This window comes from Chromobacterium haemolyticum DSM 19808 (genome assembly GCF_000711885.1).
Lineage (GTDB): Bacteria > Pseudomonadota > Gammaproteobacteria > Burkholderiales > Chromobacteriaceae > Chromobacterium > Chromobacterium haemolyticum.
Window position 1 is genome coordinate 102,250 of sequence record NZ_JONK01000017.1, and the last position, 12,498, is coordinate 114,747.

Genomic DNA, 12,498 nt, shown 5'->3' on the forward strand with positions numbered 1-12,498 from the left:
TCCGTCAACGCGTCACAAGCACTTGAAGTAATAAGCGGTGGGATGCAGACGCCCGTCCGGGCTGACGGCGTAATCCGGGATCTCCCCGCTCTTGCTCCAGCCCAGTTTGCGGTAGACCTCTTCCGCGCCGGAGCCGGCCTCGGTATCCAATACCAACAGGCGGATGCCCTGTTTGTGTGCATGATCTTCCAGCGTCGCCATCAATTGGCGCGCCACGCCGCGGCCGCGGCATGCGGAATGCACCAGCAGTTTCTGCACCTCGGCGCGGTGACGGCCGTTGCCGCGCTGACAAGGCGCCAGCTGCACACAGCCCAACAACGCCTCGTCCTCCTCCGCCAGCCATAATTGCAAGCCCGCGCCCAGCAGCGCGTCCACCTGCGCCCAATAGGCGGCGGCCTCCGATACCCGCAAGGGCGCGAGAAAACCCACTGAAGCGCCGCCGGCCACGCTGTCCGCCAACAAAGCGCTTAAGCGCGAGTAATCGCCGGCCGCCAGCGCCGGTGCGAGTCTGATACGCATCATTTCTGTCTCCCATTGGATCATGGGCATGGACAAGCAGCTTTCATGCCGGCTGCGGCGGACCGTTCACATACGCTGGAATAGATGGGCGTAGCTGCGACTGACTTCCAGCGGCTCCGCATAGCCGCGCAATTGCAGCAACAGGCCGCGCTGGCCGTCGTCGCGCTTGATCTGTTCGATGGCGTCCACCCGCACCAGGGTGGAGCGGTGAATCTGCCAGAATTCGTCCGGGTCCAGCGCCTGCAACAGCTCCTTGATCGGCATGCGGATCAAGGCCTCGCAACCGGCGGTCTGCACCCGGGTATATTTTTCGTCGGACTGAAAGAATAACACCTCGCTGGTGCTGATCATGCGCAGGCTGTTGCCCACCGAGGCTTTGATCCAGCGGAGGTAGTCCGGCCGCGCCAACTGGCGGCTCAGTTGCTGCAAGGAGGCCTGCCAGTGCGACGGCAGCGCCAATTGCCGCTGCTCCCAGCGCTGACGCGTGCGTAGCAGCCGCTCGTCCTCCACCGGCTTGAGCAGATAGTCCACCGCGCCTTCCTCGAAGGCCTTGATCGCGTACTGATCGTAGGCGGTGACAAACACCACCGGACACAGTCCGTCGATCTCCATCGCGGCGGCGATGCCGTTCTGCACCGGCATGGTGATATCCAGGAAGGCGAGGTCGGGCCGGTGCTCGCGCACCCGTTCCACCGCCTCGGCGCCGTCATGGGCCTCCGCCACTATCCTCAACTCCGGCCACACTCTCTGCAAGGCCATGCGCAGTTGCTCTCGCATCAGGCGCTCGTCGTCGGCGATCACCGCGCTTAGTTTCGTCATCAATCGCTGTCCTCCGCCAGGCTAGCCGCTCACACCAGCGCGAACGGCAGGGCTATGGTGGCGCGGGTGCCGCCCTCCGGCAACACTTCCAACTGCAATTGCGCGCGCTCGCCGTGCAGCATGGCCAGCCGTTCACGGATATTGCTCAAACCCATGCCCTGCCCAGGCTGCTCCGGAAAACCGACGCCGCTGTCGCTCACCGTCACTAATAATTCGCCGGTCAGCACCTTGGCCCCAATGACGATGTCGCCGCCCTCGGCCTTGGGCTCCAGGCCGTGCTTGATGGCGTTTTCCACCAAAGTTTGCAGCATCATCACCGGAAAGCGCGCATCCAGCAGCGACTCCGGCACCTCCAGCCTCACCCGCAGCCGGTCCTCCATGCGCAACTGCATGATGTCCAGGTAAGCGCGCGACAACTCCAGTTGCTGGCCAAGGCTGGTTTCCGCTGGAGAATCCCGCCATTCCGGCAGCGAGGAGCGCAGGTAGCGGATCAGCGCCTTCTGCATCAGCAAGGCGCGCTCCGGCGCGGTTTCCATCAATTGGCACACCGAGGACAAAGTGTTGAACAGGAAGTGCGGCTCGATCTGCGCCTGCAGCGCTCCCATCCGCGCTTCCGCCAACTGGCGTTGCAGCGCCTCCACCTCGGCCAGTTCCTCCGCTTGCTGGCTGCGAACCACCGCCTCGTCCGCGCGCAGCTCCGCCCGACGCTTGCCGCCGGCCACGATCTTGACAACGCAGACAGCCACGCCCAGGAAAAAGGCCAGCACCGGCACTCCGATGATGCCGCCCATGATCAGTCCCAAGAAGCAGATCAACAGCAGCCGCCCCCAGCCGACGATGGCCAGCCAATCGAAAAACAGCCACCAGTAGATGGAGGCCTTGTGGCTGACGAGGTCAATGCCCGCCAGCGCCTCCGCATGTCTTTGCCTATCCATGATACGCCCCCCGGTCTTGCTTCATTTCTTCCTCGGTCCTCTCCGTCAGCGCCGCCGGCTTCGACGGTTTCGGCGCAACGCAGGCCTTGACCAGGAAGGACATCAGTATCAAAAAAACCACGGCACCGCTCAGCGCCAGCACGCCGCTCAAAATCAAGGCCAGCAGGGAGATCAGCGCCAGCCGCCCCCAGCCAAGCCCGGCCAGCCAGTCTACATAAAGCCGCCAGTAAATGGTGATCTTGTGCTTGACGCCGCTCAGTCCATCCAAAGCTTCCGCGTGTTTTTCCCGGTCCATGTCTAGCTCCTAGTGATGCGTTGTGGTTAACGCTGCTCACTGTAGCCAGCGCCAAACGCGGCCGATAGCGGCTTGCGACGAAACGCCCGGGGCGATGGACGAAACGGCCGAACGGGCGACGAACGGGCGGCGTTTTTAACGCCGCCCTTCGCGTTACAAGCCTAGCTCCCGTTCCAAGGCGCCCATCTCCCGCCGCCATTGCTGCTGCAATTGCGGCTTCTGATGCTTGGGCTTGCGCGCCAGGTCCGCGCTCAACAGCGCCTCCAGCTGATACAAGCGCTCCAACTGCCGCTCCGCTCCGCTTGGGGCGGGCGCTTCTCCCACTGTCGGCGGCGGCTCGGTCGCGGCCGCGACAGCCGGCGGGCTGAACAGCTGGGCGTAGGCGCCGGCGGCGTCCGGCCACTCTCGCAGCCGGCCGTCGCTGACCACCCAGAAGCGGTTGCACGATTGCTCGATCAGCTCGCGGTCGTGCGACACCAAGAGGAAACCGCCGGCAAAACCAGCCAGCTCCTCGGCCAGCTCGCGCTTGCCGTCCAGATCAAGATGGTTGGTCGGCTCGTCCAGCCACAACAGGTGGTAGCTGGCCAGCGACAGCGCCAGGAACAACAGCCGCGCGCGCTCCCCGCCGCTGAGGGTGGCCACGGTCTGGCCGTGGCGCGCATAGGCGAAACCGGCGGAAATCAGCGCCTGCCTCCGCTCCGCGTCGCTCAGCGGCGCGAACGAATACAGCGCGTCCGGCAGCGTAGCCGCGTCGTCCAGCCGGCGCAGCGACTGGTCGTAATAAGCGATGCGCGCCGCCGGGTGCGGCCTCCAACCAGCGCCGGCCTCGCCTTGCAGCCAGTCCCGCCAACACTGGCGCAGCAAAGACGACTTGCCCGCGCCGTTGGCGCCGAGCAGGGCGACTTTGTCACCGCTGCGCAAGCTCAACTCGTCGGCCTCGAGCAGCGCTGGAAGGCCCGGCGCGGCGCGCACCCGCAGGCCTTCGAAGACCTGCAAGCGGTCCGCCGCCAAGGGCAGGCCTTGCAGCCGCAAGCGCCATGGGCTGCCGCGGCTGACGAAGGCTTGCTCCTCCTTCAGCCTCTCCACCCGCTTCTGCATGGACTTGGCCTTGCGCACCAGTTTTTCATTGTCGTGCTCGCGGCCCCAGACCGCCAGGCGCTTGCTGCTGACGGTCAGGCGGTCGATTTCTTTTTGCTCGCCGGCGCGCCGCGCGCGAGCGGCGTCGTCGGCCTCCGCCAGCGCGGCCCGCGCCTGGCTGCACGGCAGTTCAAAGCGGTACAAGCGCTGGTCGCGAAGAATCCAGCTGTGCGAAGTCACGGCGTCCAGCAGCCGCGCGTCGTGGGACACCAAGATGAAGCCGCCCTGCCAGCGGCGCAGAAAGTCTTCCAGCCACAGCAGCGACGGCAGGTCCAGGTGGTTGCTGGGCTCGTCCAGCAGCAATAGATTGGGCTGGCGCAGCACCGCGCGCCCCAGCAGCAGCCGGGTGTGCTGACCACCGCTGAGGCTGGCGGCCGGGGTATCGGCCGCGGCCGACAACTCCAGTTCGTCCAGCAGGCTGTCCACCCGCCAATGCTGCTCCGGCTGGCGATCCACCGCCTCCAGCAGCGCCGCGCGCGCGCTTAAGGCCGCCAGCCGCGCCGGCAGGTGTTGCTCCACATATTGCAGCCGGCACAGGCCGGCGTATTGCACCATGCCGGCATTGGCTTCTCGCTGGCCGGCCAACACGCCGAGCAAGCTGCTCTTGCCGCAGCCGTTATGGCCCAGCAGGCCGATGCGGTCGCCCAGTTTTACGGTAAAGGAAAGGTCCTGGAACAGCGGGCCGTGGCCGGCGTCCAGTTGCAAGGATTGCGCGGAAATCAGGGTTGTCATGCTCTTGCTCTCGTTTCTTTGGGACGTGAAAGTCCCTGTCAACAGGAGCGCTGGCGACAACATGAGAGTCGGAAAAGACTCGGCGAGTAAAACTCGAAATGAAGAGTGGCTTTGCTCCGACCCGGTTATCGCAGCGCGATGGAACTCGGGCAAGAGCCGGCAAATGTGCCATACAAGCGAGCCAACATTTCTGGGCGCGCAAACTGAACCATATTTACCTCCTTTCTTTAATGATGGCGCGGAACCGTTCCACAGTCGGCGCGTTCCGCGTCGTCGCCGCTTCGCCTAGAGGGAACGGCTTCTCTTTCATCCATAGCGGATATAGGCCGGCAGTGTAAACCATGGCCGCCAGTCCGCGCCAGCCGTCCCCGCCCTCCGTCCAAAGCCGCATTTCCCGCAATACGGGAATGAAAAACAAAAATCTCCAGGCAATTACCGCCACATGAGAAACCAGGCTTCTTCGCGACAGTCGCAATAGATAAGGTTAGAAAATCCTAATAAGGACCAGACATGCCCACCCTCAGTTCTTCCTCCGATCGTCTGCTGCAAACCCTGCAACTGGTGGCGGCCTCGCCCCAGCCGCTGAGCGCCAAGGAAATGGCGCGGAGACTGGCCTTGCCGCCGTCCACGCTATACCGCCAGCTAACCCATTTGAGCCAGTGGGGACTGCTGCAGCCCGGCGAGGACGGCGCCTACCACGCCGGCCCGCTGGGCCTGCAGTTGGCGATGGGGTTTCAGCAGCACAACACGCTGGCGGCGCAAGCGCGTCCGGAAATGCAGCGTCTGGCGCGGCTAAGCAATGAAACAGTGGCCTTGATGGTGGCCACCCGCCAGCAGGTGATTTGCATCGAGATGATGGAAAGCCAGCAGACGCTGCGTTGCGCCTTCGCCGCCGGCAAGGGGCAGCCGCTGGCGCGCGGAGCGTCGGCGCTGACCTTGTTGGCCTTCATGCCGGCAGCGCAAAGCCAGGCCTCCCTGGACAGCATGCTGCCGCCGGAGGAACACGAAACCTTGCGCCAGACGCTGGCCGAGGTGCGCCGCCAAGGCTACGCCACCAGCGACAGCGCCATCGACCCCGGCATCTGGGGCGTCAGCGCCCCCTTGCTGCAGGGCCGCCGCAAGCTGCTGGGCGCCTTGACGCTGATGGCGCCCTCCGGACGCGCCCAACGCCGCGCCCAATTGGTGGAGCAAACCCGGCAGGCCGCGCGCAACATCAGCGCTTATCTGGGCTGCGACTGAGCGGCCCCAAACCGAAAGACCGAGCATGACGCAATACACTCCTCCCGCGGCCTGGAGCGGCCGCATCGACGCCGAAGGCGAACTGGCTCGCCGCTGGCATCAACGCGTGCGCCCATGGCAGCCCGGCGCCGCCGCCGGCTTCGCCCTGCTGGGCTTTGCCTGCGATGCCGGCGTGCGCCGCAACCAGGGCCGTCCGGGCGCGGCCGCCGCGCCGCGCGCCATCCGCCGGGCGCTGGCCAACCTGGCCTGGCATCAGCAGCAAACCGCCTACGACGCCGGCGACGTCCATTGCTTGAACGACGAACTGGAAGCCGCTCAGGCCGAATTGGGCCGACAGGTGGCCGGCCTCTTGGACGCCGGCCAGTTCCCCATCGTGCTCGGCGGCGGCCACGAGGTGGCTTACGGCAGCTTTCTTGGGCTAGCCCGTCACCTGGAAACCGCCGGCCGTGCGCCCCGCATTGGCATCGTCAACATCGACGCTCACTTGGACCTGCGCCAAAGCCCGCGCGCCTCCTCCGGCACCCCCTTCGCCCAGATCGCCGCCGACTGCGAGCAACGCGGCTGGTCCTTTCATTACTTGTGCGCCGGCGTGGCGGAAACCGCCAATACCGCCGCGCTGTTCGCCACCGCCCAACAATTGGACGCCCAACTGCTGTTCGACGAAGAGCTGCAACCGTGGCGGCTGGAACAGCCGCTGCAAACGCTGCGGGACTTCATCGCGCCCTGCGACGACCTGTACCTGACCATAGACCTGGACGCGCTGCCGGCGGCGCAAGCGCCCGGCGTCAGCGCGCCGGCGGCGCTGGGCGTGCCCTTGGCCACGCTGGAAACGCTGATCGACGTCATCCGCGCCAGCGGCAAATTGCGGCTGGCCGATATCGCCGAACTCAACCCGGAGCTGGACCAGGACCAACTGACCGCGCGGACCGCCGCGCGGCTTATACACCGGCTGACGAGGCCCCTCTAAGAACCTGTTCACGATCTGCTGCGCTTCGTGAAGCGTTGCACGGTGAGTACAAGCTCAAATTGCTCATGTACCACTCGACCATTCCGCTTTTTTGCTCGTTTTCATCTTGTCCCGCTCTTGCTCGCGAGATCGTGAACAGGCTCTAAAAGATCCGCCAGGCCCAAGGCTTGGCGCAACAAGCCGCGGCACAGCGGCAAACCGCACCTTTGCAAAGGAGAAACCATGCAGCAATGGAAACTGGATTTGATCGCCACCACCGCGCTGGCGGTGACGGCCCTGCTGGCCGGCTACTGGCTCAAGCGCCATGTGCGCTTTTTCGAACGCTTCTGCATCCCGGCTCCGGTGATAGGCGGATTCGCCGTCTCCATCGCCGTCTTGCTGCTGCGCGAGAGCGGCATCGCCGCCGTCAGCTTTGACACCACCTTGCAAACGCCCTTCATGGTGGCCTTCTTCACCACGGTGGGCATAGGCGGCAGCCTGGCGCTGCTGCGCACCGGCGGCAGCGCCCTGCTGATCTATCTGGGCATCTGTTGGGCGCTGGCGGTGTTTCAGAACGTGTTCGGCGCCGGAGCGGCGGCCATGTTCGGCCTGGACCCCACGCTGGGCGTGATGGCGGGCGGGGTGTCGCTGGAAGGCGGCCACGGCGCGGCGGCGGCCTTCGGCCCGATGGCGGAACAACTCGGCACCCAGGGCGCCACCGCGGTGGCGCTGGCCTCCGCCACCTTCGGCCTGATCGCCGGCGGCGTGTTGGGCGGACCGCTGGCCAGCTGGCTGATCCGCCGTCACCAATTGCCGATACAAGCCGAGGCCAGCGCCATGCAAGCGCCGGCTTATCACGATCACGAAGCCAACATTACCGTCAACAGCGACTCCCTGATCTCCTCCATGGGCCTGATACTGGTTTTGATGACCGCCGGCACGCTGATCGCCAGCCAGGTGCAGCAGCGCTGGGACTTCGTGCTGCCCGCCTATGTAGGCGCCATGTTCGCCGCCATCGTGTTTCGCAATCTGAACGACCGCGTGCGGCTGGTCCGGCTCAATGCCGCCGCCATTGACGCCATCGCGGACATTTCTCTGGGCGTCTTCCTGACCATGGCGATGATGAGTTTGAAGATCTGGGAGCTGTACGACCTGGCCCTGCCGCTCCTGGGCGTGCTGTCCTTGCAGGTGGTCGCGCTGACGGCGATCAGCGTCTTCATCGCCTTCCGCCTGCTGGGCAAGAACTACGACGCGGCGGTGATGTGCGCCGGCCTGATGGGGCACGGCCTGGGCGCCACGCCCAACGCGGTGGCCAATATGAGCGCGGTGTGCCAAAGGCACGGCGCCACCTCGTACAAGGCTTTCCTGATCATCCCGCTGTGCGGCGCGGTGCTGATAGACTTGGTGGCGATTCCCTTCCACGCCTGGATCATCAACTACCTGCATTGAGGCCCGCCATGACGCTCATCCGCCTGCAAGACTGCCCGCCCAGCCCATGGAAAAACGGCGGCGGCAGCACTCGGCAATTATTGATCTCCCCCGCCGGGGCCGGCCTGGACGATTTCGACTACCGCGTCAGCCTGGCCAGCGTGGCCAGCGACGGGCCGTTCTCGCGCTTCGACGGGGTGGACCGCCAGCTGTTGATCCTGCAAGGCGCGGGGCTGGAACTGAAACTGGACGGGCGGGACAGCCTGCGGCTTACGCCCGGCGACGCGCCGCTGGCCTTCGCAGGGGAAACTCCGGCGCAAAGCCGGCTGCTGGACGGCCCGCTGACTGATTTCAACGTGATGACGCGGCGCGGTCGCTACCAATCGCGACTGGACTATCTGACAGTGGACGACGCGTTGGAGCTGCGAGCCGATGCCGAGCTGATTTTGCTGCTGGCGCTTGAGGATGGCGCGCAAATCCTGCAAAACGGCCATCTGATGCCGCTGGCGGCCTGGGACGCCGCCGTCGCCCGCCGCGGCGAAACGCTGCGGCTGCACGCCGCGCGGCCGCTCGCGCTATTGCAAGTGGAGTTGGAAGCCATCGCCCCAAGCTGATGCGATCTATAATCATTTAGGTTGTTGAAATAGGCCGATAGGCTTTTTAACTCCTAAGGAGATTCTTATGGCATCACCTGTTTCCTACATTGAGATCGGCGCCGCAGACGCCAGCTCTGTCGGGGTCTTCTTCGCCGAACTCTTCGGCTGGAGCTTCCACCCCATGGGCACGGAGGGCGATGGCTGGTTTCAAGCCGGCTCGATCAAAGCCGGCCTGCATGGAGGCGAAGCCGCGCCACGGATCGATCTCTTTTTTCAGGTGCCGGACCTGGCTGCGGCCGTTGAGCGGGTGCGGGCCTTGGGCGGCCAAGTCGACGGGGGCATAGCGGAAGAGCCGGGCTTCGGCAAGTTCGCACAATGCCATGCGCCGGGCGGCCTGAGCTTTGGCCTGCATCAGCCCGAGGCCTCCTCCACGGCGTCCAGTTCAAGCTAAGAACCTGTTTACGATCTGCTGCGCTTCGTGAAACTTGCCACGGTGAGTACCACTTCGAAATGCTCATGTACCACGCGTACATTCCGCTTTCTCAGCCGTTTTCGCCTTGTCTCGCTCTTGCTCGCGAGATCGTAAAAACGTTCTGAAACGGGGCCGTTCCCGGCAGCCTTCAATCCCGTTGGCACACCCGGATCTGATGCCCGTCCGGGTCCAGCGCCACAAAGGTGCGGCCAAAGACTTCGGTGCTCGGCGGCTGCGCGATGCGCAAATCGGGATCGTCGCGCCAGGCTTGATAGAGCTGGTCCACCTCCGCGCCGGATGCCAGCATGATACCGGTTTCAACAAATCTCGGGACATCGGCATCCGGCTCGCCTGCGCCGCTCCACAACGCGAACAAGGCCTCGCCGCCGGCATCAAAGGCGACGTAACGCGGACTAACAAACACCGGCTCGGCAGCGAACAGGCGTCGGTACAGCGCGGTGGAGCGCAGGATGTCGGCAACATAGATCAATTGCAGATTGGGCTTGGGGGCCAGGCTCATGTCTTTCTCCTGAAATGGGTGCCGGCCGCGGTCCTCGCCGCCGGACCACGCCAGTCTAAAACCCCCCTGCTGACAACGTGCCGTCAGCAGGGCGCGGTCTTTCCGCGCCCGCGCGCCGACGCCAACAACGCGGCCAGCATCAGTGCCGCCGCCAGGCCGAAGGCGGCGCGCGTGCCGGCGGTCACTTGCGGCGGCGCGGCGGCGGCGATGTCCGCAGCTCCGCAAGCCGCGGCAAACACCGCCCCCATCAAGGACGCGCCGGTAATCAGACCCAAATTGCGCGACAGATTGAGCAAGCCGGACACCAGGCCGCGCTGCCGCGCCGCCGCGCCGGTCAACGCCTGGGTATTGTTGGCGGCCTGGAATACGGCGTAGGCCGCGGTCATCAGCATCAGCGGCAATAAATAACCGGCCAGGCCCAGGCCGGACGGTTGCAGAGCCAGCGCCAACGCGCCGGCGCCCATGCCCGCCAAACCGCAGCGCGCCGCGGTGCCCGAGCCATATCGATCCACCATCCGTCCGGCCGGCACACCGCTCAAGGCCGCCACCATCGGCCCCGCCGACATCGCCAAACCGACGCCTGCGGTGTCCAACCCCAGGCCGCGCGTCAAATAGAAGGGGCCCACCACCAGAGAGGCCATCATCACCGTGGACACCAAGGCGTTGCTAAACAAGCCGGCGGCCAACGCCGGATCGCGCAGCAGGGCCAGGTTCAGCAAGGGTGCGGCGGCCTTGGACTCGGCCCGGACAAAGCCCCCGCAACCGACGGCGGCAGCCAGCAACAAGGCGATATTGAACACGCCGAAATGCCCGAGCCCCTGGCCGAACTTCAGAGTCATGGCCAGCGCGCAAGCGGCCAGGGTCAGCGCCAGCCAGCCGCTGCCGGCAATGTCGAAACCGGCGCGCTCGGCAACGGAGCCGCGCTCCGACGGCAGCGCGCGCCAGGCCAGCGCGAAAGCCAGCGCTCCCAGCGGAAGCATGAGCCAGAACATCGCGCGCCAGCCAAAACCCGCGATCAGCGCGCCGCCCAGCGACGGCCCCAGCGCGGTGCCGACGGCGGACATGGCGCCCAATAGCCCCATCGCCCGTCCCACTTTGTCGCCAGGCGCGATGTCCGCGACAAAAGCCATGCCTAGAGCCAACATCAACGCCGCGCCGACGCCCTGCAAGGCCCGCCCGGCGATCAGCGCCCAAAACGCCGTGGCCGCGCCGCAGCCGGCCGAAGCCGCGACGAACAGGCAGATGCCCGCCAACAACGCGCGTCGACGACCGAATTGATCACCCAGCCGGCCTGCGTTGACGCTGGCCAGCGTGATCAGCAACAGATACGCCAGCACCACCCATTGCGCCTGCTGGAAACTGACCCGGAAAGCAGCGGCCAGCGCCGGCAGGCCGACATTGGCGACGCTGCCGCCCAGAGACGCCAGCAGAATCGCCAGCGCCAGGCCGGCCAGCGCGGCGGAAGATGTGGAAGATGTGGAAACAGGCATGACGACGACTCCCCGCCGCGTCCGGCCCCGAAACGCCGGGGCCGTCAACACGGACTCGACACAGGCTACGCCGCCGCCATAGCGGGCGGAAGACGCATGGTTTGCACTGAATAGTTGCGTTTGACGCCATATATCCTTGTGCTAAGGTGAGGCCATGTCCATGCCCGACCTCAATCTGCTGATCACCCTGGACGCGCTGCTGAGCGAAGGCAGCGTGGCCCGCGCCGCGCAACGCCTGCGGCTCAGCCCCTCCGCGATGAGCCGGGCGCTGGCGCGGCTGCGCGACGTCACCGGCGACCCGCTGCTGGTGCGCGCCGGGCGGGGCCTGACGCCGACGCCGCGCGCGCTGGAGCTGCGCGAGCGGGTGCATGCCCTGGTGCTGGACGCCGAAAGCGCGCTGCGCCCGGCCGGGACGCTGCGGCTGGACAGTTTGCAACGCAGCTTCACGCTGCGCTGCAGCGACGGTTTCGCCGAGAACTTCGGACCGCGGCTATTGGAGCGGCTGCAAGGCGAGGCGCCGGGCGTGCGGCTGCACTTTCTGCCCAAGCGCGACAAGGACAACGCGCCGCTGCGCGACGGCGCGGTGGATCTGGACACTGGAGTGGTGGGCCACGAAGCCGGGCCGGAGTTGCGGGTACGCATGCTGTTCCGCGACCGCTTCGTCGGCGCGGTACGCGCCGGCCACCCGCTGGCGACCGGCGCCATCGACGCCGCCCGCTACGCCGCCGGCCGCCATGTGATGGTGGCCCGCCGCGGCGGACTGCTTGGGCCGGTGGACGAAGCGCTGAGCGCGCAAGGTCTGAGCCGCGATGTCGCGGTTACCGTGGGCGGCTTCGCCACCGCGCTGGCGCTGGCCAGCGCCAGCGACCTGATCGCCACCGTGCCGGAACGTCATACCGGCCGTCTGCGCGCCGGCCTACACAGTTTCGCGTTGCCGCTGACGGTGGCGGAGATCACCATCTCCATGATCTGGCATCCGCGTCTGGACGCGGACCCTGCGCAGCAATGGCTGCGCGCCTGCGTCAAGGCAGTGTGCGATGAGCAGCTGGCGGCGGAAGCCGCCGTTTGAAGCCCGCCGCTCTAAGAACCTGTTTACGATCTCCGGAGCAATAGAGCCAGGAAAGCCAAGTGGATGAACTGCAAGCTGGTATTGAGTTTCCGCTCACAGTTCTTCCACAGCCTTCTGCTCTTTTCCAACCAAGCGAAGCTGCGCTCCACAATCCATCGTTTTGGCATCACCTTGAACGTATGCAGCTCGCTTCTCTTCGCGATCTGTACCGTCACATACCCGCCCAGAATCTCCCGCACTCCCTGCGCGAAGGGCTGGCCCACGTAACCGCTGTCGCACAGCAGGCTTTGCACCCGCTTGA

The 12,498-nt window shown here is 65.8% G+C and carries 14 protein-coding genes; 6 read left to right on the forward strand and 8 right to left on the reverse strand.

Translation table 11 applies throughout. The features are described from left to right. Positions 1-12: 12 nt before the first annotated feature. The 5 genes from BR71_RS11825 to BR71_RS11845 form a co-directional block, all read right to left on the reverse strand. The gene (locus BR71_RS11825) at positions 13-522 is read right to left on the reverse strand and encodes a GNAT family N-acetyltransferase (protein ID WP_143330261.1); all 510 of its coding nucleotides are present in this window, start codon (positions 520-522) and stop codon (positions 13-15) included. A 63-nt stretch (positions 523-585) separates the two neighbouring features. Further along, entirely contained in the window at positions 586-1,338 is a 753-nt protein-coding gene (locus BR71_RS11830) for a LytR/AlgR family response regulator transcription factor (RefSeq protein WP_043637408.1), read from the reverse strand. 29 nt (positions 1,339-1,367) lie between these two features. Further along, on the reverse strand, positions 1,368-2,273 hold the full coding sequence (locus tag BR71_RS11835; protein ID WP_019103695.1) for a sensor histidine kinase: 906 nt from the start codon (positions 2,271-2,273) through the stop codon (positions 1,368-1,370). Beyond that, positions 2,266-2,568, reverse strand: a complete 303-nt coding sequence (locus tag BR71_RS11840; protein WP_043637411.1) for a hypothetical protein — start codon at positions 2,566-2,568, stop codon at positions 2,266-2,268. The genes BR71_RS11835 and BR71_RS11840 overlap by 8 nt, the downstream gene beginning before the upstream one ends. A gap of 153 nt (positions 2,569-2,721) precedes the next feature. Further along, positions 2,722-4,437 carry an ABC-F family ATP-binding cassette domain-containing protein gene (locus BR71_RS11845; RefSeq protein ID WP_043637413.1) on the reverse strand — a complete coding sequence of 572 codons (1,716 nt, stop codon included), beginning with the start codon at positions 4,435-4,437 and terminating at the stop codon, positions 2,722-2,724. A 510-nt stretch (positions 4,438-4,947) separates the two neighbouring features. On the opposite strand from BR71_RS11845, the gene BR71_RS11850 reads away from it, so the two are divergent. The 5 genes from BR71_RS11850 (at position 4,948) to BR71_RS11870 (ending at position 9,097) form a co-directional block, all read left to right on the forward strand. Continuing rightward, positions 4,948-5,676 (forward strand): IclR family transcriptional regulator, encoded by a 729-nt coding sequence (locus BR71_RS11850; protein WP_043637415.1) that lies wholly within the window; start codon positions 4,948-4,950, stop codon positions 5,674-5,676. 25 nt (positions 5,677-5,701) lie between these two features. After that, positions 5,702-6,643: a formimidoylglutamase gene (hutG, locus tag BR71_RS11855; RefSeq protein ID WP_043637417.1), complete on the forward strand. Its 942-nt coding sequence runs from the start codon at positions 5,702-5,704 to the stop codon at positions 6,641-6,643. A 222-nt stretch (positions 6,644-6,865) separates the two neighbouring features. Further along, the gene (gltS, locus tag BR71_RS11860; RefSeq protein WP_043637418.1) at positions 6,866-8,071 is read left to right on the forward strand and encodes a sodium/glutamate symporter; all 1,206 of its coding nucleotides are present in this window, start codon (positions 6,866-6,868) and stop codon (positions 8,069-8,071) included. Between the two features lie 8 nt (positions 8,072-8,079). Next, positions 8,080-8,664, forward strand: a complete 585-nt coding sequence (locus BR71_RS11865; RefSeq protein WP_043637421.1) for a HutD/Ves family protein — start codon at positions 8,080-8,082, stop codon at positions 8,662-8,664. Positions 8,665-8,731: 67 nt separating this feature from the next. Next, a complete protein-coding gene (locus BR71_RS11870) occupies positions 8,732-9,097 on the forward strand; it encodes a VOC family protein (RefSeq protein ID WP_043637422.1) in 366 nt (121 codons plus the stop codon). Positions 9,098-9,266: 169 nt separating this feature from the next. Here BR71_RS11870 and BR71_RS11875 read toward each other — a convergent pair whose 3' ends face one another. Both BR71_RS11875 and BR71_RS11880 read right to left on the reverse strand, forming a co-directional pair. Further along, positions 9,267-9,638: a VOC family protein gene (locus tag BR71_RS11875; RefSeq protein ID WP_043637437.1), complete on the reverse strand. Its 372-nt coding sequence runs from the start codon at positions 9,636-9,638 to the stop codon at positions 9,267-9,269. 83 nt (positions 9,639-9,721) lie between these two features. After that, positions 9,722-11,128 carry an MFS transporter gene (locus tag BR71_RS11880; protein WP_043637440.1) on the reverse strand — a complete coding sequence of 469 codons (1,407 nt, stop codon included), beginning with the start codon at positions 11,126-11,128 and terminating at the stop codon, positions 9,722-9,724. Positions 11,129-11,282: 154 nt separating this feature from the next. On the opposite strand from BR71_RS11880, the gene BR71_RS11885 reads away from it, so the two are divergent. Then, positions 11,283-12,197, forward strand: coding sequence for a LysR family transcriptional regulator (locus tag BR71_RS11885; RefSeq protein ID WP_043637443.1), 915 nt, complete (start codon positions 11,283-11,285; stop codon positions 12,195-12,197). Between the two features lie 23 nt (positions 12,198-12,220). Here BR71_RS11885 and BR71_RS11890 read toward each other — a convergent pair. After that, positions 12,221-12,498: transposase (locus BR71_RS11890; RefSeq protein ID WP_043637446.1), on the reverse strand; the 278-nt coding region annotated here is incomplete at its 5' end.

What these genes read in the sequence shown, in the direction of transcription:
- BR71_RS11880 (WP_043637440.1), bottom strand. Translation starts at nt 11,128, where the DNA reads ATGCCTGTTTCCACATCTTCCACATCTTCCGCCGCGCTGGCCGGCCTG.
- BR71_RS11830 (WP_043637408.1), bottom strand. Translation starts at nt 1,338, where the DNA reads ATGACGAAACTAAGCGCGGTGATCGCCGACGACGAGCGCCTGATGCGA.
- gltS (WP_043637418.1), top strand. Translation starts at nt 6,866, where the DNA reads ATGCAGCAATGGAAACTGGATTTGATCGCCACCACCGCGCTGGCGGTG.
- BR71_RS11870 (WP_043637422.1), top strand. Translation starts at nt 8,732, where the DNA reads ATGGCATCACCTGTTTCCTACATTGAGATCGGCGCCGCAGACGCCAGC.
- BR71_RS11825 (WP_143330261.1), bottom strand. Translation starts at nt 522, where the DNA reads ATGATGCGTATCAGACTCGCACCGGCGCTGGCGGCCGGCGATTACTCG.
- BR71_RS11845 (WP_043637413.1), bottom strand. Translation starts at nt 4,437, where the DNA reads ATGACAACCCTGATTTCCGCGCAATCCTTGCAACTGGACGCCGGCCAC.
- BR71_RS11865 (WP_043637421.1), top strand. Translation starts at nt 8,080, where the DNA reads ATGACGCTCATCCGCCTGCAAGACTGCCCGCCCAGCCCATGGAAAAAC.
- BR71_RS11840 (WP_043637411.1), bottom strand. Translation starts at nt 2,568, where the DNA reads ATGGACCGGGAAAAACACGCGGAAGCTTTGGATGGACTGAGCGGCGTC.
- BR71_RS11850 (WP_043637415.1), top strand. Translation starts at nt 4,948, where the DNA reads ATGCCCACCCTCAGTTCTTCCTCCGATCGTCTGCTGCAAACCCTGCAA.
- BR71_RS11835 (WP_019103695.1), bottom strand. Translation starts at nt 2,273, where the DNA reads ATGGATAGGCAAAGACATGCGGAGGCGCTGGCGGGCATTGACCTCGTC.
- BR71_RS11875 (WP_043637437.1), bottom strand. Translation starts at nt 9,638, where the DNA reads ATGAGCCTGGCCCCCAAGCCCAATCTGCAATTGATCTATGTTGCCGAC.
- BR71_RS11885 (WP_043637443.1), top strand. Translation starts at nt 11,283, where the DNA reads ATGTCCATGCCCGACCTCAATCTGCTGATCACCCTGGACGCGCTGCTG.
- hutG (WP_043637417.1), top strand. Translation starts at nt 5,702, where the DNA reads ATGACGCAATACACTCCTCCCGCGGCCTGGAGCGGCCGCATCGACGCC.